Annotated in this window: 16 protein-coding genes; 3 read left to right on the forward strand and 13 right to left on the reverse strand. The window is 47.5% G+C overall.

The genetic code is table 11. From position 1 onward, the window contains the following. Positions 1 to 2: 2 nt before the first annotated feature. Together L1N85_RS12415 and L1N85_RS12420 are read right to left on the reverse strand one after the other, a co-directional pair. Complete coding sequence (locus L1N85_RS12415; RefSeq protein WP_235238322.1) at positions 3 to 1322, reverse strand: glycoside hydrolase family 125 protein; 1320 nt, start codon at positions 1320 to 1322, stop codon at positions 3 to 5. Positions 1323 to 1337: 15 nt separating this feature from the next. Continuing rightward, positions 1338 to 4472: a beta-galactosidase gene (locus L1N85_RS12420; RefSeq protein ID WP_235238324.1), complete on the reverse strand. Its 3135-nt coding sequence runs from the start codon at positions 4470 to 4472 to the stop codon at positions 1338 to 1340. Positions 4473 to 4579: 107 nt separating this feature from the next. Between L1N85_RS12420 and L1N85_RS12425 the strand changes: the two genes are divergently transcribed. After that, positions 4580 to 5623, forward strand: coding sequence for a LacI family DNA-binding transcriptional regulator (locus L1N85_RS12425; RefSeq protein ID WP_235238326.1), 1044 nt, complete (start codon positions 4580 to 4582; stop codon positions 5621 to 5623). Positions 5624 to 5726: 103 nt separating this feature from the next. Here the strand turns inward: L1N85_RS12425 and L1N85_RS12430 are convergent, their stop codons facing one another. The 10 genes from L1N85_RS12430 to L1N85_RS12475 all read right to left on the reverse strand — a co-directional run bounded on the left by L1N85_RS12430 (position 5727) and on the right by L1N85_RS12475 (position 22821). Next, positions 5727 to 8468, reverse strand: a complete 2742-nt coding sequence (locus L1N85_RS12430) for an alpha-mannosidase (RefSeq protein ID WP_235238329.1) — start codon at positions 8466 to 8468, stop codon at positions 5727 to 5729. A 135-nt stretch (positions 8469 to 8603) separates the two neighbouring features. After that, positions 8604 to 9560, reverse strand: a complete 957-nt coding sequence (locus L1N85_RS12435; protein ID WP_235238333.1) for a carbohydrate ABC transporter permease — start codon at positions 9558 to 9560, stop codon at positions 8604 to 8606. Between the two features lie 21 nt (positions 9561 to 9581). Then, positions 9582 to 10490: a carbohydrate ABC transporter permease gene (locus tag L1N85_RS12440; protein ID WP_328285203.1), complete on the reverse strand. Its 909-nt coding sequence runs from the start codon at positions 10488 to 10490 to the stop codon at positions 9582 to 9584. Further along, on the reverse strand, positions 10483 to 13017 hold the full coding sequence (locus tag L1N85_RS12445; protein ID WP_235238338.1) for a DUF5696 domain-containing protein: 2535 nt from the start codon (positions 13015 to 13017) through the stop codon (positions 10483 to 10485). The genes L1N85_RS12440 and L1N85_RS12445 overlap by 8 nt, the downstream gene beginning before the upstream one ends. A gap of 14 nt (positions 13018 to 13031) precedes the next feature. Continuing rightward, on the reverse strand, positions 13032 to 15095 hold the full coding sequence (locus tag L1N85_RS12450) for a YIP1 family protein (protein WP_235238339.1): 2064 nt from the start codon (positions 15093 to 15095) through the stop codon (positions 13032 to 13034). Between the two features lie 19 nt (positions 15096 to 15114). After that, positions 15115 to 15984, reverse strand: a complete 870-nt coding sequence (locus tag L1N85_RS12455) for a carbohydrate ABC transporter permease (protein WP_235238340.1) — start codon at positions 15982 to 15984, stop codon at positions 15115 to 15117. Between the two features lie 5 nt (positions 15985 to 15989). Further along, positions 15990 to 16910, reverse strand: a complete 921-nt coding sequence (locus tag L1N85_RS12460; RefSeq protein ID WP_235238366.1) for a carbohydrate ABC transporter permease — start codon at positions 16908 to 16910, stop codon at positions 15990 to 15992. 46 nt (positions 16911 to 16956) lie between these two features. After that, a complete protein-coding gene (locus L1N85_RS12465) occupies positions 16957 to 19875 on the reverse strand; it encodes an extracellular solute-binding protein (protein ID WP_235238343.1) in 2919 nt (972 codons plus the stop codon). 91 nt (positions 19876 to 19966) lie between these two features. Further along, on the reverse strand, positions 19967 to 21349 hold the full coding sequence (locus L1N85_RS12470) for an ABC transporter substrate-binding protein (RefSeq protein ID WP_235238345.1): 1383 nt from the start codon (positions 21347 to 21349) through the stop codon (positions 19967 to 19969). Positions 21350 to 21699: 350 nt separating this feature from the next. Continuing rightward, entirely contained in the window at positions 21700 to 22821 is a 1122-nt protein-coding gene (locus L1N85_RS12475; protein WP_235238347.1) for a GntR family transcriptional regulator, read from the reverse strand. Between the two features lie 235 nt (positions 22822 to 23056). On the opposite strand from L1N85_RS12475, the gene L1N85_RS12480 reads away from it, so the two are divergent. After that, entirely contained in the window at positions 23057 to 23299 is a 243-nt protein-coding gene (locus L1N85_RS12480) for an NHLP leader peptide family RiPP precursor (protein WP_235238353.1), read from the forward strand. Positions 23300 to 23345: 46 nt separating this feature from the next. Here the strand turns inward: L1N85_RS12480 and L1N85_RS12485 are convergent, their stop codons facing one another. After that, positions 23346 to 25250, reverse strand: a complete 1905-nt coding sequence (locus L1N85_RS12485) for a sensor histidine kinase (RefSeq protein ID WP_235238355.1) — start codon at positions 25248 to 25250, stop codon at positions 23346 to 23348. Between the two features lie 450 nt (positions 25251 to 25700). On the opposite strand from L1N85_RS12485, the gene L1N85_RS12490 reads away from it, so the two are divergent. Beyond that, on the forward strand, positions 25701 to 26444 hold the full coding sequence (locus L1N85_RS12490; protein WP_235238358.1) for a DNA-binding response regulator: 744 nt from the start codon (positions 25701 to 25703) through the stop codon (positions 26442 to 26444). Positions 26445 to 26862 lie beyond the last annotated feature (418 nt).

The raw sequence follows: 26862 nt of genomic DNA on the forward strand, positions 1-26862 counted from the left end.
AGTTACAAAATTCCCTTCACCATTGCGCGATAAATGAGCTGCGAAAAAAGACTGTTCGACCATGCAAACCAAGGACGGGTAAACCGTTTCGGATCATCGGCATGGAATCCCTCATGCATAAAGCCGGTATCGGCATCGGTCGCTTCCAATAAATCGATCATCTCCCGCATTTCCTCATCTGTCGCGGCGGTTATGCCTTGCATGGATAACGCCATGTGCCAGATGTATCCCGGCGGCGTATGGGGACTGCCGATCCCTTTCGCAGCTTTCCCTTCAAAATAAAACGGATTCTCTTTGCTTAAAATAAAACGGCGCGTATTTTGGTAGATTTGATCATTGACGTCCGTGTAGCCGATATACGGAATCGATAGCAAACTTGGCGTGCCCGCATCGTCCATCAGACAGTAGTTGCCGAATCCGTCCGTCTCGAAAGCGTAAATTTTCCCGAATGTCGGGTGGTTGTACACCCCGTAAAGCTGGATGCCGTGGCGAATGTCTTCCTCCAGAAGCTTCATCTCCTGAACAAAGGCTTCATCGCGGTACACCCATTTCGCCATCTCCTGCATTTGGGAAAGCGAAACAGCGGCAAACATGTTGGATGGAATATTGAAATGCAGGTCGCAAGCATCGTCGCTCGGACGGAATCCCGACCATACCATTCCCGTGTAATTGACGGGCATCCCGTATCCATCGTTGCGCAGCGTATCTATAGCCGGGCAGTTGTATCGCATAAACCGGTATTTCGATTTTTCGAAATGGCGCTGTTCCGTTTGCCATACGTCGACAATGGCGCGCAGCGCCTGTTTGAACTGCTCATCGAAAATATCGGTTAGACCGGTTTCTTTCCAATACATATAGGCCAGACGAACCGTAAAGCAAAGCGAATCCAACTCAAATTTACGTTCCCAAACCCAAGGGGACATCTCGGTTTCATCGTTTGCGTCCCAATGCCAGTGGTTGGCCGTTTCGTTAAAGGCGTTCGCGTAAGGATCGATACCGATATACATGGAGTGACGCTTGATCAACCCCGAGATGATTCGCTGCAGCCCCGCATCATCCTTCGCGAACGGTACATAATGAATGATTTGCTCGACCGAATCGCGAAGCCACATCGCGGGAATATCCCCCGTAATGACGAAGGTCGTGCCATCGTCCATCAGCTTCGTTGTCGTTTCGAGCGTATTTGGAAAACAGTTCCGAAACTGGTGCAACAGCTTGGGACGGCGGGCCAGCTTTTCCTCCGCCTCGTCCAGCACTTTCTTTATCGCTTCCGGAAGCTCCAGTCGAGGGATGCTTACCTTCGGCAGCTTAAATTGTTCCATATGACATAGCTCCTCCTATACAGCAGAGTTGACGCCGCTGCATCGAACGTTCACCTGATCCGGACGGTATACGGACAGCAATCGTCCTTCACGGTCGGCGGCAAACATAACCGTTCTTTCTCTATCCAACGTAAACGCATAATCGGCTCCTGTCAGCGGATCGCGCACCTGAATGTCGGTATCGCTGCTGTATTCGGACACGAAAATGTAAAGACATCCTTCAGCAAATTGAAGCTTTCGCCCGTATACTCCCGGAAGCTCCCCGCCGCTTAACCATTCAAGCTCAGATACGGCACCGGATATGCGCAGCGCTTCCGTATACAACGCTTGTATCGGTTCCCAGCGGTCATTCAGCTCAAGCGGAAGCGGACACCAGATGAAGCGGCCCGTCCCGAGCTTCGCTGTGATTGGACTGAGCGCTCCGCTATTGTTTGCCGCGTTTCCGCCGCTAACCGGAATATCAATGGCAACCGTGCCGATTTTGCGATCCCCGAATGATGCTGCGTAAAGCTTCCCGTTCAGCAGCAGCGCTTCCTCACGCAGCACGTTGCCGTGTACCGTCTCGCCGATTTCAGCCTGGAGCCGTTCATTGGCCGGGCCCCAGTAGGCATCTCTGCGAAGCGGACCGGTCCAGAGTACCGTGCTTCCTCTCTTCGCGAGCTGGGCCAACCGATCAAAAGCGTCATCGCTGAAGTTATGCGGGCTTGGCACGATAACCAGCTTGGCAGGCTCCCGCTCAAGATCCTCCAGTTGATACTCCCCGATGCCTCGAGGGTGTATGTTCATCCCGTAAGTGAGTACCCTTATTGCCTGCGCGGTGGATTGGAAAGCGTGCTTGCGGTTCGAGAAATCGTTGGAATACGGATAGACGACCGCCACATCTTCCAGCACGCGTCCCTCGAACAGTCCGCTGATTTCGCCCATGAATCGGCCGAAATCGTAAGAGATATCCGCCTCCGGCTTCTGGGTGCCGTCGGCTCTAAGCGCACCGATATTCGATTCGTTCGCGTTGTTCATAAAGTAGTTAATATTCCAAATCCATTGAACGGCTCCGGCACCGCCGGTCGAGAACGCATAAGCGTATTTCCGTTCGAGAATGTTGCGCAGCTCCTCTTCGGATCGCTTCGCAATGCCATCCGGTCTTTGGATATGCATGATCCCGGTTTCTTGAATCAAATTCGGTTTATCGGCCGTCTTTGCGAAGATGCCGTCCCATACCAGTTGATCCATCAGCCACCAGCTGTGAACCGTCGTGTAATCCACAGCCGGAGCATAGAAGAACGGTGACGGCCTTTGAGCGCCCAGCCCCTCATCCTGCCCGACCGTCACCAGCTGTTTAGGATCCGAACGACGAATTGCGGCGGTCAACTCCGATGCCCAGCGGTTGTGCATTTCCATCGTGAACAATGTATAGTCAAGCCACCGCGCCCACTTCTTCGGAAGCAGCACACTGTCGAATTGCGTATCGTTCGGGTCAGGCGGCATCGCCGCTTCGAAGGACGGCAGCTGCTCGGGTGTCATGTTCCACCGTTCTTGAATCAGCGTTATATCGTTCTTGTGGCGTTCCTGCAGCCAATCGGAGAACGCCTTGCGTTCAAATCGGTCCGCTAAGGTGCGGGGCCCTTCGAAGACCCGTGCAGGATCGAAGAGGGACGGTTCATTGATCAAATCCCAATGCACGTTCTTCGTTCCTTGATGGCGGGAGACGATGGAAGCGATGAACCGCTTCTGCGCTTCTAAGGCTCGCGGATCCAAATACGGATTGACGCCCTCCCAAGCTTCAGGCGCGAACGAGAAAAAGGTGAATGTCACCTCAAGCTCATGCCTCTTCGCCGTCAAGATGAAAGCGTCGATGGCCCGCATAATATCTTCTGCCGCATGTCCGTCAGCGAACATAATCGAACGGTACCCTGTCCAGATCCCGGTGCGAACCAGGTTGATCCCTGCGCGCTTCATCTCCGCCATATCCCGCTCCCAGCGGTCCACATTCGGAAGATGGAGAAACTTGCGCGCCACATCCGAGGTCATATACGTCATTCCGACAATCGGCATCGGGCGGCCGCCGCGGATGAAATAATCGCGGCCGCATTCCAGCAGCTCCCCGCTCTGCAGCAGCTCCCGGTCCATGCCCCAGTACGCTTGCGTCATCAAACGGACATCGCCTACATCCGACCTAGCTTCGCAGCGGACCCGGTAAAGGCCAGCTTCCGCCCGAACCTGTACGGGAATACGCAGCAGCTGTAAATCCCGACTGTCCGTCCCCGTATGAGCTTGAACGGTTCCGGTCCAGATCGGAGCCTTTCCCTCGTGTCCGACTGACAGCTCAAACGACCAGTTCCGGTTGACTGCATAAGTGCGGGACAGCGTCTGTACTTGCAGCGTCAGCTGGGGTTGTTCGCCTGCCTCATAAACCGCATAACTAGGCTTCAGCCACAATTCGGTTACACCGCGTCCAGCAAATTCGGCAAGCTCCTTTAGCAATTCAAGGCCGCGGCCGCTCCAGAATGGCGCCTGCAACGTTTGGTTGACGAGTACCCAACGCCCACCGGCATAATCGCCTTTGGTGTTCTCGATCAACACGATTGGGGCGGCTCTCTCCCTCCCGTCACGGTCAACCCCGATGAGCAACGGATAAATATGAGCATCCATCGGACCGCCGGATCCCATTTCGCTTGGAATATCGCTTGATTTCGTCGGATGAAGCGTCAATCCCCAAGTTGGTTCGATCCCAAAGAGGCTTTCGCTGCCCTGAAAAATCGCAAATTCGCTGGAAGCGACCACCCGCTCTACTTTATGGACATCCACTGGCAATGCGTCGTGAATGTTCAGCAGCTGATGATACGCGACTTGCTCCCGTTCGACCCTCCAAGCATTGCCGTCCTTAACGACCGGTCTGCGGAATGGAACGCCTCCCGTATGAACCAATCCGCCGCCGCTCTCCAGATGCAATTTCACGGATTTCCATGCCGATTTAGGAAAATAGGATCCATGCAGATGAACGAGCGCGTCCCAGCCTCCCTCTGCCAATCGGTCTGACAACGCATCCGCGCTGCTGATTTCCGCCCACGCGGAAGCCTCCTTCAATACCTGCTGCGCGGGGCGCGCTCCTTCATAAGGAAACGTTTCATCGTAAAAGAGCAATATTTTCATAGCTGCCTCCGAATATTCATATTTGTTATTTTTGTTATTATATATTACAATAACGTTATGTTACTTTCAGTCTAAATCCTTTAGTACTAATCGTCAAGGAGATTCATATGCCCCGTAAAATTTCGATCCAAATGATAGCCGATCAACTCGGTTTATCGAAGTACGCCGTTTCCCGGGCACTCAGCGGGAAATCCGGCGTAAGCCAAACGACGCGCGAACGCGTCTTAGAACTCGCCCGGACGCTGGGTTATGAGCTTCCGCGTCAGGAGGATAACACGTTCCCGACTGCCGCCGGCACCGCTTCTTCCTTTGTCCTGATCTTTATCAATCAATCCAATCAAGGTGAGCCTTACTACTGGCAGCGGGTTTTGGGAGGCTTGATCTCCGGATGCAACGAAAGGGGATGGCACCATGTCATTGTATCCCAAACTTTCTCGTCCTCTCCCGAAACCGCACAATCTCCTCAGGAAGCGATAGCGCCGCATTTGGATTGGAGCAGCTGTCTTGGCCTGATTGTACTGGGTTCTCATCCATACGATGCACTGCAGCGGATGGCCCGCACGGGCAAGCCGTTAGTGCTTGTCGACCACAGCGAGCCGCTGCTCGCTTGCGATTCGGTGAATCATGCCAATATCGAAGCGGGAATCACGGTCACGCGCCATCTGCTATACCGGCAATGCCGGAAGATCGTATTTCTAGGTGACAATAGCCGATCCGTCAGCTTTGCCGAACGACGTATCGGTGCTCGGCTTGCCGTGGAACGTTACGGTTCCAAGGAAACGAAGCTGTTCGAGTGGGAGCTCTCTTATGAAGAAGGCGGATGGCAAGACGCCGCAGCGGAGCGACTCGCCCATCTTCCCCCGGAGGAGCGGCCGGATGCTTGGATCGGTGCCAATGACGACATCGCACTTCAATGGATGCGGAAACTGCAGCAGATGGAATGGTCTATCCCGGACCAATGCCGCGTAGCGGGCATCGACAACGTGGAAGCGGCCGCCTTAGCATCTCCGCGGTTGACGACAGTCAACCTTTGCAAAGAGGAGTTAGGCACCCGCGCTATCGAATCGCTTCAACGCCGGATCGAGCGTCCCGGTTCGCCTAGTGAAAAAATTCAGCTTTCCGCTGCGTTGATTCCGCGGGATTCGGCGTGACAATCTAAAAGGAAAAAGCAGCAATGACTTCCATGCCTGCGGGTACTTTCACTTCAGAGTTGGAAAATCCCTTGCTCTCCATTCGGTAAGCAAGGGATATTTTTCAATTTCCTTTGATTTCCATACTTAGGGTTATGATTTCATATTTTTTGACAGGCAGTATATAATTTCCGTCTGCAACGGCAGGAACGGCTTCCTTCCTTCTTTCGAGGACATCGCTGGTGTGCAGCTTTCCGAATGGGAATTGAGGCCGCACCGATAAATTCTCTTGAATCGCCCCCATTTGATACCATCTTGCAACGATGTCGCCTGTCATCTCCGAAACCTTCAACGATGAGAAGGCGAGCGTCTCTCCGCTCCACGGCATCCAGGAATGCACGGGCGGGATTGTGCCGCCGTGTACCCCGGATTGCAAAGCTGTCCAAGGGACCTGGAATTGATATGCCTCAGCGTATACCCCTGTCCGCTTCGGATCGCCGCTATGAGGGAAGATCATATATTCCGCCGTATGTGTACCTTGGCATTGAGCCTCCGGCGTCGGGAATACGCCCCAATCGCCCAATTCGGCGACTGCTCTAAGCAACGTAACGGCAATGGTGTTTCTGCCGTCCCTCAGAATTTCGTACTCGTTCAGACCTTTATTCGCTACCGTTAATCCCATCTGCCCGTCGTAGACACTCGCAAATGCATGTTGATGGTGGCAGTTGCTCGGGTTTTTCCATTCGGGCGCGGGTTCATTGTCCCGTTCCGCGATTTCGAAGATCGAATCCGCATAATGCGTCGCACTATGTAAGTCGGAAGGAAACAACACCCGAAGCCTGTGATCCTTGGAGGTATTGTCGATTGTCGTTTTCACGAGCACTCCTCGCGCATGTTTATCTAATGTAATCCTGGTCTTAATTTCCATAGGAACAAATTTCTGCGAGCGGCTCGCTTTTCGTTGAGTAAACCAAACCAGCTCCTCCCGCTCTTGCTGCAGAAGTTCATCAGCCTGTTCGGGTACCTGAATCACATGAACCGTTTCGAACGACGCACGGTAAGGAGTATTCTCAACGAGCCGAATGTCCGCGGCGAGGTGTTCCGTCGTAAGGGCAACGTCCCCGTCCGGCTGTTTGTACATGTACTCATTGCCGACATCCCCGGTGTTTTCGTATACCCCGAGTCCTTTAAACGTATGGCCGCTTTTTTTCTCCGTCAATTCCCACGTTCCGTTATTCGCGATAACAATTCGAACGTAATCGTTCTCCATCGTCCGTTCTCCCGTGACCAGCAATGGGGTGCTCTCATCATCATCGCTTCCGGAGCCTTCCACCCATGCGTAAACAAGGTGACCGAGGGCCGGAACATTTGCCGCCTCGAATTCCAGCTCTACCGATCTTGCGAAGTACGGCTGACGGAATTGGTCATCCGGAAGATCATAGCCGAACTGAATCCCCAAATCTTTGACCGAAGCAGGAATCGTCTTCCCTTGCGGATCAACCAATTTTCTTTGTCCGAGCGGCAATTGCTTCATGCTTCGGCGCATCTCGTCAAAGCCGATGCCTTCACGGAAATATACGCGGTCCACGTCGAGCTTTATGCGAACGACACCGCTTCGCCCCCATCCGGTCGTATTCCATACGACGATCGGCAATGCGGATGCGCCGTACGGCTCGTATAACCGGGTATCGATTTGTTTTTCAAGATATTCGGCGCTTTGCTCCACAATCGATTCCGCCACGTGGAGGCTTTTCTCGAAGCGCGCCGTCATTTCCCGGTGAACCTCGTCGATGCTGCACCCGCAAATGCTGTCATGCGGATGGTTTTTCATTAACGTCTTCCACCCGTATTCAAACCAATGATGAGGGTAGGCTTTGCCTGCCGTATAAGCCATCGCGGCCATCGGTTCGGCCACCTTCTCCAGCAAGGTCTGTCCTTTTTCGTTCGCCTGCTTCAAGTAGATCCGGGAGGAAGCCGTGTTTACAAGCGTGCCCCACCCGTTCGTACGTTGGCTCCTAAGCTCGCCCTTCACGACTTGCAGCTTCTCTGGGAGATTCTCCTTAACAGCGGCGATATAATCATCGAAATTCGAATGCACGAATTCAATGTCCGGAAACAGCTGTTTCGCAGCAGTCAGCGCTTCCGGAAGATCCCTCTGGACCGGCTGGTGATCGCACCCGTTCATGAACAACAGATGAGGGGTCGACGCGAATGCTTGGGCAGCGGCTAACCGTGACTCCCAGAACGATTTCGCTGCTTCCTCATCCTTCGGAACTTCGTTCCCGTTGCTGTACCAATTCGCAAACAGGATGCCCAGCACTTCCGAGCCGTCAGGAGACTGCCAGATCATCTCGGAATACGGCGATTCGTAATTCGATTGATGATCTACGGTGTTGTTGAATCCCGTCGGGGTGACACCTCTTCCGAATACCGCCGTCACGATATCGGCTTGCGTTAAAATTTGCGCAGCCTGTCCCATGTTTCCGAAGGAGTCGGGGAAATAACCCAGCTTGGATATGTTCCCATACCGCGCGGCATCCTTGTGCCCGTATAATAAATTTCGAATATTGGCTTCGCTGCTCGTTAAAAACTCATCTTGCAGAATATACCAAGGGCCGATATGAATCCGTCCGTCCCTAATCAGCTTCTCGAGCTGCGCCCGACGGTCGGGACGAACCTCCAAGTAATCCTCAAGGAGGATCGTCTGCCCATCGAGGTGGTAGGTTCGGAAATCCGCGTTATTTTCCAAAACCTCAATCAACTCATCCATGAGCTGCACCAGTCTGAAACGATGCTTCTCAAACGGAAGGTACCATTCCCGATCCCAATGAGTGTGGGATATAATATGCGCTGTCTTACGATGCATTCAAATCGCCCCCTGACTGTCTTACAGTCCCGTTTTCGAATTATAAAACCAACCGGCAAGTAGGGCTTTCAGAATAATATATTCCTAAATCCATAAATATTTTGCGAGCCATCTCCAAATGCCCATGTTGGATGCTTATCCGACAATACCGGTTCGTTCTACACTTTCCACGAAATATCTTTGTACGAAAATATACATAATGATCAATGGAGCCAAGACAAGCAGCGTTCCGGTATTTAAAATCATCGACACATACAGCGGATCGTTCGTAATCGTTTGATAAATTTGCGCTGTTAAGGCAGACACTTGTGTCGAAAGCACCTGCTCCTTATTAAAGAAAAGCGAAACGAAGTAGCTGTCGTTCCATTGCCATACGAAAGAGAATAGGATAACTGTAATGAACGCCGGTACCGCATTCGGTAAAATGATGCGAAAAAATGTGGCCCCTATCCCGCAGCCATCCACATAAGCCGCTTCTTCCAGTTCCTTCGGAATCGCCCGGAAAAATTGGCGGAAAATGAAGATGTAAAGACCATTTTTCAAGCCGGCGGCTAAAGAAGAAGACATAATAAACGGCCACACCGTATCAATCAAATTGATGCCGTCCAGTCCGAACCACCCAAGAATCCCGAAAAAATCAAAGTAACGATACGTTAAATACGTAGGGATCATCAAGGTTTGCGGCGGAACAACGATCGTAAAGATGACCAGGAAAAACAGCACCTCGCTTCCCCAGAAGCGCAAGCGGGCGAACGCATACGCCGCCAGACCGCATGAAAGCACCTGCAGGAGAGTTGTACCCGCGGAGATGAAAAGCGTATTTTTAAAAGCAATCCAATAATTCATGGTGTCCATTGCCTTAATCACATTGTCCAAAGTGAAGCTTTTAGGAATCCATAGTACCGTTGGGTCATACATATCGCTCCTGTTGCGGAACACAACGGACAATTTCTGGATCAGCGGATACAGAATAATAAAACACAAGCCCGTGACAAGCAGAGCGCGAAATGCGATCCAGCTCCACCGCTTGACGGTATCTAACGGATTAACATGCTTGATCGAGTTCTGAATCGTTTGTAATCTCGTTTGCATGGCCCGCACCTCCCTGTCGAACTAGTCGTAGTAAAATACTCTCTTAGAGATGATCCAGCCAATGATGAGCAATAGCAAGGAGATGATTAAGAAATAGATCCATGACATTGCTGCGCTGTGACCGAATTCGAATTGTGCAAAAGCGGTCTTGGAGATCAACCCGCTCATGGAGTTGTTATTAAATGAATCGATAACGGAATAAATGGTGTTCGTCAAAATTAACGGAGTCATCATCGGAAACGTAATTTTCCAAAAAATTTCGTAACCCGTTGCGCCCTCCATCTTCGCAGATTCGTACAACGAGGGAGAGATGGACTGAAGAGCCGCCAGGAAAATTAAAATTTGCACGCCGGATGAACTAATAATTTCATAAATCCGATCCACCGCACCTGTTAAATAAAAGACGAAGCCTTTGGCCATGCCCGAATCCAACAGCATCTTCTCCAGCTCGAAGCTCTGCAGGAAATTGCCGCCTTCTTCGGCCGCCCCGCTCGCAGATTGCATAACGTTAGCGATAAAATTATTCGAATCCAATCCCGCTATCGCCGATGAGGCAATAATGACCGGGAGAAAGAAGATCGCGCGGGCCAACGTGCGTCCTTTAAACTTCTGATTGAGGAGAACGGCTGCGAACAAACTGAAAATAATAATGATCGGCACATTGACCAACATCTTGCTTACCGCTTCCACCAGCGTTCGGTTGAACGTCGGGTGAGTAAACAGTAAAGTTTTAAAGTTCGCAAGTCCTTCGTATTCGGTTATAAAACCGCCTGTTGCTAATTTTAATGTGCTGATACTGAACCGGAAAGACTGGAACAGCGGGATCAGGAACAGAAACGCAAACCCAATCATCCACGGGGCCGCAAACAATACGCCGTACCATGCTTTCCTTTGCTCCAACGATAAATTTTTCTTCAACAATTTAGTCACCTCCCGCCCAGTAACCTTCAGCGTCAATTTGAATTCCGTCAATCGCAGCCGCTTGATCCCCGTAGTTCACGATAATCGCAAACCCATTCTCGTAAGTCGTTCGATATATTTCTTCTGCAAGCTTCTCATGCGATTGAATGGTTTGTCCCCTTACGTTTTGTAAAACCAGATTCGCTTCCTCATATAACTCTGAAGCTTCGTTCAACCAATCCTTATAATAGGAAGAGAATAAGTAATCGTACTTTGTATCTTTAACGACAGAAGGCTCCGCATAAAACCAATCATAATAAACTGCTGAACCCGTTTCCAGCGCTTTCAGCAGCTTTTGGCGTCCTGCTTGCAAATCCATATTCCATGCTTTTCCTGCTGCATCGACATACCCATGGAGTACCATGGAGTAGAACGGAACATCCTCATCCAGAATCGCATACCGACTGCTATGAAGCGGCGCTTCGACGATGATATCGGCATAAGAAGCCGCATACACGTTTCCTCCTAAGACCATCATTCGCTCCACGCTTGATCCCAATTTTTCCGTCTGCTTCGCCGCAACGTTTCTCGACTGCTGCCGGTCAACCATCGCTTCCGTCTTAAAGTCGGAATTGACGTCAGACGCAAGGTCGCGTAAAGACAACCCCGTTACCCCGAGATGCTTATACTGTTTTGCGAAAGCTTCAACAGCAGGCTCCAGCGCCGAAGGCGAGAGCACATAATGCAAGAACCGGCTTTTGTCCTCAAGATAATAAACCGGACTATATTCATAGACCTTGGCTTTCTTTTTGTTTAATAACATTGCCGCATCCGATGAGCCTTTATGCTTTCTCAGGAAAGCAACATCAGGGTATAACGTAATTCCGTTTTCATTCGAAAATTGCTTTAATTCCTCAAAGCCGCGGGTTCCTCCCAATTTCGACTCCAACTGAATGTCTTTCGGAGACTCGTGCCGAATGCCCCCGTTAAACCATCCCGAGTAGCGAAGATGAATATTCGATATTCCCTCTTGCAGTAACAGATCAGAGATTTCAGCCGCTTCCTTGTATTTCGTTAAAGGCTCAAGACTTTCGTACGGGACGCCAAGAAACGATTGCTTCCGCGGAAACGCCCCTTCAACTTGCAATACGAAAGGAAGCTCTGTGTTCTCCGAGATTCGCTGCCAACCGTATTGATCCGCAAGTCTTTCCCTGTAAAGCTTCGCCATGCCCGAGTAAGATGCTGACGTTCCGTTCAGAAAGCTGTAGCTTATCTTAAGATCTCCCTCATAAATGCGGGATTGGAATACAGGAATTGCGCTTTTCTGGTCACCGGACGACAGCGAAATTTGGTCCGCTGCCATAAGATCGAATTGAGATGACACATAATTATAGGTATGGTTCCGGCCGCTTACATCTGCCGTTATGCTCGCTAACGCCTCCGCCTCTTCAATGACTCCCATCATAGCATGACGTCCTTTAACGATCCCGAAGACGGGCATCCGGATCGGCATGTTCGCTTGAATCTTCTCTTTCTGAACGATCGCAGCATCCTCACCGTAAACAGATGCTTTATAAGGATCTGTCGCCGTTTTCCCGTTATTCAGGTGAATAAGCGCGCCGGAACCATCCGGGACGAACATATAACCTTGATCTTCCAAGCCTGAAGCGCCGAAATATTCCAATACATGAAGTGAAAGAATGGGAAATTTTTCAGGGTACACGATTTCGTTAGTCGGAACGGATACGAAAAGACGATCCCTTTCCAATGAATAGACGACCGAAACCTTGAATTGAATCGATTTCGCTGACGAAATGGATTCCATCCCGTTCTCCTTGTTATCATAAGCGGCATCTTCGCTGGTATACCCTATGGACTCCAATATTCCTGCGACTTCCTCTACCACGAAAGGCTGCATCGGTCTAGGCGTGTAGACCTTATTATCTTTATCGAATGCAAATTTATAAATGATACTTTTCTGAATCTTTTCGTCTTCGACCTTTTCAATAATTTCCTCTTGAAATCGCTTCTCGCTAATTGCGAGCGGAATAACATCCAATCCTTTGATTACGTTGCCAAGCGTATAAGTTACTTTCACGCCTTGATCCACTTTCCCGATTTCAAATTGGTTTTTTTTCACGCTGTCGTCAAAACTGTTAAACGTACTGACTTGTCCCTTTTCGTTATAATAGGAAAGCTTCACCTGTGATGATAACAAGGATTGATAAAGCGGAGTAAGCTTCTCATTGGACTTCAAATCCTGGGGATTCGAGTACCACATTTCGTTCGATGCCCGATCAAGAATGGCAATTTCGGTCGTTGCCGGATGAATGTATAAGGAGAGAGCTTCATTGCTTGCCGCTTCGATCATGCCATTCTCCAAAGCCGTGCCGGATAAGGGGACCACGTTTGTTACTGCGTTACCTTCCGCATCCGCTGAAACGGCAAGGGTTTCCTGATGATTAGAACCGGTGTTTTGCCGCTTCACATATCCCCAGCTTACAACTCCCATCGCGAGAACACAGACGGCTAATAGCATAATTCCGGTTTTTTTCACGCTATCCCCCCCTTTCACATGCGGAATATGATTTCGTTGTATATGGATATTGCGAAGGAAAACATTTGCTGCAACACACTGAATAACAATAAGGATAAGAACAGAATAATACCGATCATTACAATCGTAAGCAGCATCGTGACAATCGTTTTGCCTGGCGTATATTGATGCACCGTCATCGTGCCCACAAATAATAGCCATAGCGACCAAAGTACGGCAACTGTATTTAGCAAGTAATAGAAGGAGCTTTCTTCCGCGGTCACGGCATGACTCAAAACAAGCTGCGGTATATAAACGATTATTAAAGGAAGAAGAGCATAACCGGTAGCCATGATGATATCCTTGAAGGAACCCTCGCCTTCCATAAGCGTCGTTAACGACCAGTTGGCCACACACCAAAGCAGGAACGGGAGTATCACGAATTTCAGTTCATCAAAGCTGTTAAATTCAGTAAGATCGTTGTAGTTCACTATAAATCCGCTGAACTGCCGCTTTAAAACGATCGCAACAAAAAGTCCGAGCAGTATGCCAAAGGCAATTCCGACCTTGCCCTTTTGCTCATATTTCATTTCCCAAAATCCGTTAAATGGGTGGATAGCGGTGTAGAACGGATTTTTCCATATTCCCGCATCCGTATAATTGACCGCAGTTGAGGTTCTGAACCTTTTTCTGACAAACATGTAAACAGCGGCCGCAAGCGCAATCGCTCCTGCCATATAGCCGAAATTTCTTTCCAACCATAGTTCACGGTTCCGTTTGAATGCTTCCGAATAATAGCTGCGATTGTTTCCCAATTCGAAGTGGGCCATCGCTTCGACGTAGCGGTCTTGCTTTAACAACGCTTTCCCTATACCGATATAGGCGATCTCATTATTTCGATTCAGTCGCAGCGTTTCATTCCAAGCTTCTGCAGCATGCTCCATGTTTCCGTCGTAATGGGATGTCACAGCTTTGCGAACGGCTTTGCCGTAAACCGTCGGTTCAAACACAGTGACGGTTCCAAGCATTCGATCCGATACATAGATGTTGTCTTCGAACGAGTCAAGCGCCGATGGAGCTTTAAACCTTCCCAGCTGACTGCCGATTCCGCCAAACTGGTACAATAAATGGCCATCTTTATCGTATGTGAAAATACGGCCTCTCTTAAAATCGAGAGCGTTATAAATCCCTGCCCGTTCGGAATCTACATCGATGAATGTTGAGCCTCCTGTCACGCTGCCGGTTTGCGTAATTTGGATATCGCCTTTCGGAGGATGAAACCCCTCGCGCCGCAAAATGTCGACCCCCGACGGATTCAATCGTTTCACCGGCTCGTTCGAACCGACTTCCGATGTAGTTGTGTACATAAAACCATGTTCATCAATATCGACATTGTTAAACTCCAACGGAACGAACAAAACCATTTGTTCCCGCTGTTCTTCCGTTGAGATCCGTTTCCAGAGAAGGTCAATAGGGTTGAACTTAACCCGGTTTGTCCCGATAAACCCTACAAACTTTCCGTCCCCGTCAAATTCCATAAGTCCTTCGTACGATCCCTTGCTGACAACATACATTCGCTTTGCCTTGTCCATCACAAGCTTAATAGGCGCGAATTGAAAGTTGGTCCGGATGAGCGTTGACTTTGGCTCTTCAACGATATTGACGAGAGCTCCGTCCTTCCTCAACTCGACGATGCGTCTATTTAATGTATCTGCTACAAAAATGTGTTCATTCTCCGAGTCCACAAACACGCCTTGCGGTTCGTTGAAATGGTCCTCGGTTCCATTATTTTGGAATCTATCGATTACCCTGGCTTGCTCCGTTTCCCGATCAATGACAATGATTCGGTGGTTACCAGTATCAGCAATGTACAAAGCCCCGTCCTTATCGATAAAAATATCGTTAGGCGAACGGAACGCCCCCACCTTCAACTGCTTGCCGTCGATCGTTCTGGACGAAACATACGGCAAGGGGGAAGGGTGAGCCTCTTTGTCATAGGAATAAATGTACCCCGGATATGCGGAAGCGAAAGCTTCTTTCGGAAAAGCTGGAAACAGCAGCAGGGCAATGAGGACCCCAAGGATGCCTTTGATTTTCAAAATGTTGTCCCCTCCCTCTTTAATCCTTCATGCCCGAGGTCGACATGGTTTGCATGACATTGCTTTGCGTCAAAATAAATACACCGATCGGCACCATCATCATAAGAAACGTTACAGCTGCGAAAACTCCCGTTCTGGCGATCCCGCCCTGAACGATTTGGCTGAACGCGTAATCCATCGTCTTCAGCTGTTCGCTGTAGATAAACGTTTGTGCGCCGGCATTTGCAGCCCACAAACGTTGGAATGAAAACAAAATGAGCGTAAGCCAAGCCGGCTTGACCATCGGCATAACGATCGTCCAGAAAATCCGGTACTCGGTTGCGCCATCGATTTTCGCTGCCTCAAGCAACACATCTGGAATTTGGTCCATGAATTGCTTCATTAAATACAAACCTAACGAAAATCCGAAAGCAGGCAATATTAACGCGCCATAGTTGTCGATCAGCCCTACCCATGACATCGTCATGTAGTTCGGAATTGCCGTTACGTGAGGCGAGAACATGAGGGAGAGAACGACCATGCTGAACAATAATTGTTTACCCGGGAAATGATGTTTCGCGAGCGGATAAGCCGCAGCCGATGCCAGAATGACGTGGCCCGCTGTCCCAACGACTGCAACAAACACCGTGTTGAACATGTACCGGGAGAACGGGATCCAGGAATCATTAAACAAATGCAGCAAATCAAAAAAGTTATCCAACGTCGGATTTCTAACAAAAAACCGAGGCGGAAACACGAAAATTTCATCCATAGGCTTAAACGCGTTGCTAATGGCAAAGACGAGCGGCAAGGCCATGAAAGCAGCTACACTGCCGATCATTAGAAATAGCAAAATGTCCACACTGATCGAACGATTCAGACGTTTAGGCAACAACCACCGAAGAATCATTGTGCTTATTCCCCCACTTTCTTTAAAAGCCGCTGTGTCACAAGATTCATTCCAATCATAAGCCCGAACAGCACAGTGGCTATAGCAGAAGCGTATCCCATTTCAAAACGAATGGTACCGAAGTCCATAAGGTGAGTGACGATCGTATGCGCGGCATAATCCGTACTCGGGAAGCCCGTCAAAGAAATACTGACTTCGGCAACCGCAAACGAAGTCGTCAATTGAATCACCGCTCCAAACATGAGCTGCGGCCTCATAGATGGAAGCGTAATAAACCAAAGCTCCTGCCAACGGTTCCGAATCCCGTCCATAGCCCCCGCTTCAAACAGCGTTTGATCAATGCCCTGGAGACCAGCGATAAACGCAAGGAACGCTGTGCCGAGGCTTAACCATAGCTGAACAATCATAACAATACCAAGCATGTACTTAGGATCTTGAAGCCAAAGGATCGGCTCCGTGATGAAGCCCCACTTCATTAAGAATGCATTGAAGTACCCGTACGAGTCCCCATTAAACATAATTTGCCAAATCATAAACGCGCTGCCCGCAATGGACGGTGCGTATAAGATTAGTGTAATGAATGCCCTAATTTTCGGAGGCAGCTCATTGATGAGCCATGCAAAAATAAAGCAAGCCAAATAACTGATAGGACCAGTAATCGCGGCGAATAAAAACGTGTTTTTTAATGCGATTAAAAACACATCATCCTTCACGAATAACCGCACATAATTGTCCCATCCGGTCCACCGCGGAAATTCAAGCATGTTGAAATTCGTAAAGCTAAGCGCCAGAGACATCATGACGGGAAGCACAGTAAACAGGAAAAAAATGATAAAAAATGGCGCCAACAATATATACGAATGCTTGCTTAACTTCATGTCTTGTACCAAAGTATTCAATTTCGTCGACTTTGGCCGGGGTTGCACGTTCACAACGGAACGTTCACGAGCTGTGCTTTGGATAAGAATCCCCTCATTTCTCTAGTGGAAGCCCGAATTCTTTTCGTTTGATCGTTATTTCTTCATTCACATATCGGACGTATAGGTCAATCGTCTCCCTGGCGTCATCCCCCTGTAAAACAACTCTTCGGAACGCATTGTCCAGATGTCTGCCCGTAAAGTAACCGCCTGGAACCTCCGGAATTCCTCTCACCCATTGCCATTGACCCATCAGCTTCGTTAAGTCGGCTGTAGGCCAAGGCAGCTCTTGGAGCGCCTCCATATTTGCTGTAGGGTAACGGGCGGCAATGCCCATCAGCCCTTCCATCTCAAGGCCGAAATCCACCTGAGCCTCTTTCGCGGTCCACCATTTCATAAATTCCCACGCCGCTTGCTTATGCTTGGCATCTTTAAACATGACGACGCCGAATCCGCGTCCCGGAGCTTCACGGCGTACATCTCCGTTATCCAAACGAACGCCCGGCACCGGCGCAAAGTCCCACAACCCCCGGATTTCCGGCGCGCTGACGCTTAAATGGTTGTACGTCGAATAATCTGCAATCCCAATCGGCATTTCCCCGGTTCTGAACCGGTTCGGGAAGTCAAACGCGATAGGCAGCTTATAGTTCGCATACAATTCTGTCCACTTTTGAAACGCCTGGATCGACACTTCCGTATCAAGGGCACTGGATTTACCGTCATTCTGGTATAACTCGCCGTCACTCTGATTCAACATCATAGTATATGTCGGATTTGGCGGCATCTGATCCGTTACCGCCGATGCATCGAGCGTTGCCTGCGGTAAACCGAACTGCAGGTTGTTCTTTTGCAGCACCGGGATCATTTGGTAAACATCTTCCCACGTCTCCGGTACGTTTAGCCCGAGCTCATGGAGTATATCTTCCCGATAGAAGAGCACCGGAAATATTTGCTGCTCCGGCAGCGCATAGTATTTGCCCAAATATTCGTATGGAACCATCGCGCTCGGCTGGAACCGCTTGATCACTTCAGTGAAGTCTTCAAATTCGGATAAATCCTGAAGCGCGCCGCGCATCGCAAAATTGACCGGAACATCGTTCCCCACCTGTATCGCCACGTCCGGACCTTTACCCGCAAGCGTTGCGGAAAGCAGTACATTAGCGGAAACAAGCTGAAGTTTAATCGGAACGCCCGTTTCTGATGTAAAATCGTTGTCGATCATTTTCTTTAACGTTTGTGCTTGGTCTCGTCCCGTTAGTACCCATACGGAAACAGCTTCTTCTTCATTTTCGACCGTACCGACGCTGGCGTAATCCTCGAAGAAAGAAGCAAAGAACGAGGCGTTTTCATGGACAATTTTTTCGAACAAGGTCGCTTTCGCTCTCGGCAAATCTGCGCCGGGCGATGTCACTAACAAATAGTCGATAGCCAGGGGCTGTTCCTTCACCTGCATCATCCACGTGCCGAGCGCACCTACATTCGTCTTGAAAGGCTCCAGACGCGACGGAATCGTTTCAGGACGTTCAGCCATATCCTTCAACTGATACGATAATGCTTGGAGCAACGCTGTCCGTTCGCTCGTTTTTCCGTCATAACCCTCAAGCAAGGCAGCAACCCCATCGATCGTCTCACTCTGTTGAAGCAACCCGTCTATTAACTCCGGAATCCGTTTCTCCAATTGATAATCCCGGAATGGATCCGGTACCACACCGGTAAAGCTAATGATTTTACGGTAAAGCGAATTCAGCTCTAATACACTGGATTCCACGGTCCGCAATATCGGAGCAAGCTCCCCGAGCGTGACCTCCAACCGCAGACGATGTTTCCCTTCCGTTAAATAGAACAAATAAGGATCCTGGTCTTCCGGGCCCAGCACTTTCATTTGCCAGTCACCGCTGTATTCAAATGAAAGCCTGCCAGCTTCTCTAAATGGAATCTTCCCGTCAACGTACAGCGCCCTTGTTGATGAAAGCCCTCTATTGGCAGTTTGTTTGCTTTTCAGCGCAATTTGGTATAATCCGCTTGACGGCACTTCAATCTCCCACTCAATCCACTGCCCAGGCATTCTCCAATTCCAGCCGCCGATCGCATTCATGCGCATTTTCGAAACGTGATAAGGCTCTGTAGTTGGAGTACGGTCCATGATCGGATATAGTGTCGAGCTCGACTTCAATACGGCGTCTTCAGCCTGCAATTTAACGAAAGCATTGGAAGCTTCCCCATAACCGTTCTGCTTATATACGTCCAATTGATCCTTATAATCAATCATTTTTTCCGTCTGAAATAGTTCGATCCAATCGATAACTACCGGCTCTTTTAATGAGGTTAATGATAGAGTATGAATCCCCTCGCTAAAATAAAAAAAATAAGGCTCTTCGTAATATCCTGTTATGTCCCGAAGCGCAACTTCTTGCCAGACCGACTCTTCCGTTTGATTCGGCCGAATATCGTTGCCGCGATCATCTCGTTCAACTTCACTCTGTTCACTCTTCCAGGTTCGTTGCAAAAAAATACTGTTCGCTTCTGCGAACGGGATTTGCCCATCAATACGAAGCTCACGTTCAATATCCGAATTTTTCCCGGAAACATTGAAATAGCGGAGTTTGATGTTGTAGAGCCCGGCGTTCTTTACTTCGAACTTCCAGCGAATGGTGCCTGTTTCATCGGCAAGCACGGCACCGCCGCTCTTCCCGTTTCCGTCCTCGAATGGTCCGGCTTCCATCCCTTCAACGGCTTCGTAATGCTCAGCTTCAACTCGAATGACTTGCTTCGGCTTGGCCTCATCTATATACCGGTCGAGATAACGGTCGTATCCGTTCGCATGAAACGCCTTCTCAATTGCCAATGATGATTCACCCGTCTCAGCCGCCTTCTCTTCCGCCCAAATGCCTGGCGCACTCGCCAACAACCCTGCTGCCATCAATGCAGAGCAGCAGGTCGCTAGAAACTTTTTAATGTTAGATGACTGGCGCAATCGAAGCTCCCCTTCCTCTTACACGTGCACCTCCAGCTTGATTGCATGGAGGCGCATCGCAAGAGATCGTTAAATGATACTTACCTCAAAATTACTCCAAAATTTGCTTCATCGAAGATTCCAACAGCGGTTTGATCTTCTCAATTGCCGTTGCAGGCGTTTCTTTTCCTTCGGCCATGTTCTTAGTAGCTTCATCGAGAATGGCAGTAGCTTCCGGATATACCGTGTAGTTGATGTACTCCACGTTTTTCCCCATCTGTCTTACTGTGTCGACAATCTCGGCAGAAGGATACGTCGCTTGCTGCGATTCGTTGACCATATCCTGAACATCTGGATAAACGGTTCTCCACAATGTCATTTCGTCCAATACCTTCGCAGCAACTTCCGCATTCTTGGACATTTTCGATACAGCCCACATGTTGCCGAACGGTGTATGAGTCGTATATTTCTCTGCTTTCGGACCTTTCGGGAAGAACACGAAGCCAAGCTCGTCCGTCATGTTTTGCTTGTAGTTGCCAATTTCCCACGTAAAGTGAATCGTCATTGCCACCTTGCCATTAACAAACTGCTCGCCAGCTGTATCCACAACTTTGTGCGTGTTGTACAAGTCATAGAAAGCTTGTGCAGCTTCCATCGCGTTCGGGCTGTCCAACGAGAATTTCGGAGTTCCGTCTTCCGCTACATCAACCGAAGCGTTGTTCGTATAGACGAACATATTGAACAGATCTCTAGCTCCGGCGCTCAAACCAACGGTGTCCACCTTGCCGTCGCCGTCCGAATCTTTCGTTGCGTTCTTCGCGATTTCTACGAACTTCTCCCAAGTCCATTCCCCTTTTTGCTGCAGCTGGTAAGGATCTTCAAGGCCCAGCTTTTGGAACAATGTTTTGTTATACCATACACCAAAACCGGAAGGGGAGCTTTCTACGAGCCCGTATTGTTTCCCTTCGTACGTGCCGCCCTCGATCATCCACGCCGGAACCTTCGCCTGGTCAATCGCAATGTAATCTTCAAGCGGAGCTACGAAGCCGTCCTTCACAAGCTTCGGGAACATCCAGAACAATTCCAAGCGTACGATGTCTGCAATCGGCTCGCCGGCCAAGGACGTCGTCGTGAATTGCTCCACGAATTGGTTGTAGTCGAGTGTCACAAACTCAATTTTCGTATTGTACTTCTTCTCAACCTGCTCGATCACTTCAATCGATTTTTGAGCAAAAGCGTCGCGATCCGCTTCGGCAACTGCCCGCGGATCGGCACTCCACCATGCTGCAATCTTGATCGGCTTGCCTTGCATATCGATTACTTCTTCGGCCGGTTCTTCCGCTGGAGCTTTCGTATCTTCAGTCGGCTTTTCTGTTGCGGTTTCCGCAGGAGCTTCTCCCTCTGCGCTGTTACCGCTGCTGCAACCTATAATCGAAAAAATAAGTACAAAAGCAAGGATGATAGAAAATAAATTAAGCGCTTTCAACTTTGGCATACGATTACCCCTTTGAACGTATTTTAGAATGCACTTCAAATGACCCGCTCTTTCCTTGCCTTTCTCGGCTCACCTCCTCGTTTGGCGTAAGCGCCTTCATGTCGTCTAATCCTTCCTGTCTTCTGCGCATTGGAAAGTTAGAGTGCAGCCCCCAGAAGCATTAAGTATAACAATAACGGGGGGATTTGTTCCCATTATATTCTGTATAATGTTTTTTGTAAATATGTTGTCATAACATATTTTTATTTTAAAAAGTAAAAGTTATACCTTTAACTAAATCAGCCATTTATCCCCTGCCTCTTCAGGCGGGGCATAAATGGCTGAGATTTGTGCTTCTATATTTTTTCCGATCATACGTTTGTGTAATTGGCAGGCCCAGTTGATTGCCGGCCGACCCATTCCACTTCAATCTCTACTTTGTTTTGCTGTTGCGCGATTCCCTGATCGATCTGATCCACAAGCATCGCGGCCGCTTGCTTGCCGATTTCATAAAAATTTTGGTTGATCGTCGTAACAGGTATTTCGATATTTGCGGTAATCTCGTGGTTATCGAAACCTACAATTGACAGGTCTTCCGGCACCATTACGTTTCGTTCCACAGCCGTACGCACAAGGTCTACGGCCAAATGATCGTGTTCTGCTTGAATCGCAGTAACACCCTTCTCCAACAAACGGTCTATTAGCGATTGAATGAATTCCTGTTTTTCAGAGGATTCGTATTTATCTATAAAATCGTCAACGATAATATCTCCATCAATTGAAATAGCCGCATCCTGCAGCGCTTTGCAATAACCGTAGAATCGGTCCCTGACAGAGCTTCTGTATTGAAGATTAATGCTTGACACAAAGGCAATACGCCTGTGTCCCAGTTCAATCAGCTTAGACGCAGCCATGTAGCCGCCATTGAAGTTGTCAGAAGTTACGCTTCCCACAGGAACATTGTCATAATACTGGTCGATCGTCACAATCGGGTGTCGGTTCATATACAACGAATATACCGCGTCCAGGTTCTTCAAAGTACTGACCGGGTAGAGAAGAATGCCTGACACTCCGCGCCGGGGCAGGCTATATATCAACTCTTTTTCTTTATCCTTGCTCCAATTGCTCGAATGGATTGCGAGATAGTACCCCTTATCGTCCAAGTAGTCCGTCGCGCCATGAATATAACCCAACAAACCGTTGGCCGCTACATAAGGCAAAATCATCGATATAATCTTGCCTTCCGAGATCGACGAGAGAGAGCGGTTATCGAGTTTTTTTACAAAACTGCCGCTTCCCCTTTTTCGATATATCAACCCCTCCCGCTCCAACTCGATAAGTGCACGTTTTGATGTAATTCTGCTTACTCCGTGCATTTCAGCGAGCTCAATTTCTGTAGGAATCTGTTCGTCTACCTTGTAATCCCCGGATTCTATCTTGTTTTTTAATTCCTTATATATCCTGCTGTACAGTGGTCTGGAATCTTGCGACATAGTTAGCCTCTTTTCTTCTTTGTACATCGTGTAAAAGAGTATACCAAATTATCGGGAGTATGAACAGTCAGAAAGTTCAGATGAGCTATGTGTAATCTAGGGCCTGTATCTATACGACTATTTCTTAAGGCTCATATTTTTGTCAAAAATTCGTGTTTTTATGTAGATTTTGTCGACATCTCATGTTAGACTAGTAATGGTAATCTTATACATATCCGGAAGGGTGATCATTATTATGACCGCAGAACAAACGTTGAAGGATCAAATTATTCAAAAAGCATGGGAAGACGCCGAATTCAAGAAGAAACTTCTCGCCAATCCGAAAGCAGCTGTTAAAGAAGAGCTTGGTATCGATGTACCGGATACAATCGAAATCGAAGCCGTAGAAGAAACGGCTAACAAGTATTATCTTGTAATTCCCCAGAAGCCTGCTGAGGTGACAATCGAAAATAATGTTGAAGGTGCAATGTGGATTTAAGATTATAAAAAACAAGCGCTGATTGCTCCTATTAGAGCAGTCAGCGCTATTTATTTGCCGGAGGAAAATGAATAACAGCTTCAGTCCCCATCCCTTTACTACTAAAAAACTTTATTTTCCCTTGCATAACTTCAATTATACGGAAAGTAACCATTAATCCTAACCCAGTTCCCTTTGATTTTTTGGAATAATAGGGTTCACCAAGTCTTTTTAAATCAAATTCACTCATTCCCTCTCCGTTATCCTTAATACTTATAAGAATTTCCTTTGCGTTTTTATCCAAATAAGCTCTAATAACAATAATACCTTCTTTATCAAATGCTTCAATACTATTTTTAATGATATTAATAAGTGCTTGTTTGAATTTAGAAGAATTGCCTCGTACATATAAATTATCCTCTAAGTCAACCGTTATTACTCCGCCTTGCATATTTGCTAATGGAAGTAATATTCCTTCGATCTGATGAAGCTCCTCAGCAATATTCAAGAGTGTTGTCTGTTCAAGTTGAGGCTTGGCAAAAGTTAAGAAATCTGTGATGATTTCCGATGCCCGATCCAATTCATTGATTGCCAAAACCATAAATCCCTTTTCTTTATCGTTCGCAGCTTTTTCACGCAGTAATTGAAGAAAACCCCTTGTAACCTGCAACGGGTTACGTACCTCATGAGCTATAGAAGCAGCTAATTGACTTATTATTTCCATCTTTTCTGATCTTTGAAGCTCATTATTGAATATTTCAAGCTGCTTAGAATATTGTATCACTTGCTCATAATTTTGAAGTATTCTTCTTGTCAATATGATAACAAGCGATGCAATGAAGCTAAGAATTCCCCACTTCCATAAAAACAAATCATACTTCATATCGCGAATAAAATACCATATCATTTCTAATACCCCGATTAAAGCAAACAATCCAAATCCTGATGTTAAAATAATAGCTTCTTTATTTTTTTGCAAGCAAAACTTAATTAAAAAAATAAACAAAAGCAGATTACCAATTATCACAGACCCGCCAAATGTTAATATTGTAGTCATTTGATAGTAGTATGTGGCTTTCTCTGAAGTGAAAGAAACAAATAGAAAAGTTATATTGAACGCTGCTATACCAATCTGAACATTTTTAATAAGTGTTATTAAACCATATGGACCTCTGCCAAATATTTTACCAAAAAAGATAAAAACAGAAGGCATTAACAAACTGCCAGCGATATCAAACATATAATAAGATACGAATCCGTACTGCTTATATACGGTATGTAGATAAGGAGAATAAGTTATAATCATTATTCCTATTGAAAAAATAATAACACAAAGAGATGTCCAACTAGCCAAGAACGACTTATTAAGAAAAATGATGCATAAAAACATAGCTGAGGAAATAAAAACCAATGCTGCCCCCAAAATTACATCGAACATATCATGTTTCATAAAGTCCTTGCTTAATTTCTGATATTCTCCAACTTTTATTAGGTCCTCTAAGCCTAATATCTGTGAATTTGTATGTAATTGAATATATACTATTTTGCCCATCTCATTTGAATTCAATGGAAGTAATATTTCATTTCGAAAGTATGGATAATTTCGTTTTGATTCATATACAGCTTTATTATCAATATAAATAGCAACTTCTTTGCCGGTTAGATTACTAATCAATAAAGCCGGTCTCATTAGATTAAGCGTCGGGAGTTTAAATCTCAACCATCCTGATTGAATATGTGTTGGTTTGATCGGTAAATCATCACCGAAAGAGAACTTCATCCACTTGATAGAATTGTCTTTAGATGCAACATCCTGAACCGTCCTTTCAAGATCCTCCTCCCACATCATTTCCCACTCCGAAATCGCAATAGAAGATGCATTTGATAAGGCATGAGCCGATGTGGAAAGAAAGGGTACAGCTATAAATAGCGAAAGAATCAAGACAATCGCGAACTTGCATAAACCGTTCATACAGCACCTCGAAATTTCGATTATGTAAATCCAACTTTATTACTATATTTCGACAATCTTCGATGGGGTTCCTTCTAACTTTTACCTTTTTCCCGAAAAAAAATAACATAATCAGCTACCATCTGTCATTATCATACTTAATTCTTGCTAGACTGTCATATATACTAAAGTATACAGATTTTTCATGCAGAAGATATCCGCCCATACAAAAAACTGCTCCCACAGGTCAATAAGACCCTGAGAACAGTTTTTTCGTTAGCTGTTTAAAATGTTTTTTTCTTAATCGCCACCTGGCAGAGCATCAAGGAGAGGGAGCTAAGCGATACCAGCGTGACATCCGCATACTAATCGATTATTATTATTTTAGGTGAAGCACACCGCTCCTCTTCGAACGATCGTTCGAGGAAGAGCGGTGTTTTTTTATGATTAGGCAATGGGAGCTGAACGTGGATGATGAAGGATCGAATGGACATAGTTGAAGCGGGTTTTGAAGCAGCTTGTAAATTAGGGATTGCAGAACGAGCTTACTGCGAATGGCTCGATTTGCATAAGGAGCTGCGGGAGCCGACAAGTGAGCGCAGAAGTCGCTTAATTGAAAGGGATGACCACGGAGAACAAAAATTTGCACTTAAAGTGTGGTGGCAGGTGGTTGGGAGCTTCGAGTTTTTACATCCCGAGTATGAAGTGAATGATTATCGAGACGGCAGTCGGTTTCTCGATTTCGCATATATTCGCCCGCCTTATCGCATCTCCATCGAAATCGACGGTTTTCGCACACATCAAAGAAATGCCTCACGACGCAAGTTCGGTGACGATCGATTTCGGCAAAACCAGCTTGTCCTCGATGATTGGATCGTTATACGCTTCTCCTTTGATGATGTGATCGAGAAACCTCGCCAATGTCAGCAATTCATACAGCAGTTGCTCGGCAAGCTCTATGGCATCGGTCGTGCCGATTCTTCCAATCTCAAGCTAACATTAAAGGAGCGTGAAATCATAAGATGGGCTCAGCGACGCGGACAAGAAGCAGCCTTTAACCCAAAGGAGGTTGAAGTGCTGCTTGTAGTAAGCCACTGCACAGCGCTCAAATACTTGCACCAGCTGCTGCAACAGGAACTTCTTGAGCAAGCATCTGGAGAAAAGCGTATACGAACCTATCGTATAACAACGAAAGCCGCTCAAATGTATTTGTGATTACGACGGCGCGCGTGAGAGAGCGGCGAATTATGGCTAGTTTTTAGATCTAAGTTTGCTGAATGGGCTAGTTTGGCGGGATTAGATCTACTTTCTAGACTAATGTAGGTGAGTACTGCGCTTTTGAAGGCATTTGGCGGGAGAAGCGGCGTATTAAGGTTAGTTTCTAGATCTAAGTTTGCTGAATGGGCTAGTTTGGCGGGATTAGATCTACATTCTAGACTAATTTGGGTGAGTGCTGCGCTTTTGAGGGCGTTTGGCGGGAGGTGCGGCGTATTAAGGCTAGTTTCTAGATCTAAGTTTGCTGAATGGGCTAGTTTGGCCGGATTAGATCTATTTTCTAGACTAATTTGGGTGAGTGGTGAGCTATTGAGGGCGTTTGGCGGGAGGTGCGACGTATTAAGGCTAGTTTCTAGAT

Origin of the sequence: Paenibacillus alkaliterrae (assembly GCF_021532375.1) — a bacterium.
Taxonomy (GTDB): domain Bacteria; phylum Bacillota; class Bacilli; order Paenibacillales; family Paenibacillaceae; genus Pristimantibacillus; species Pristimantibacillus alkaliterrae.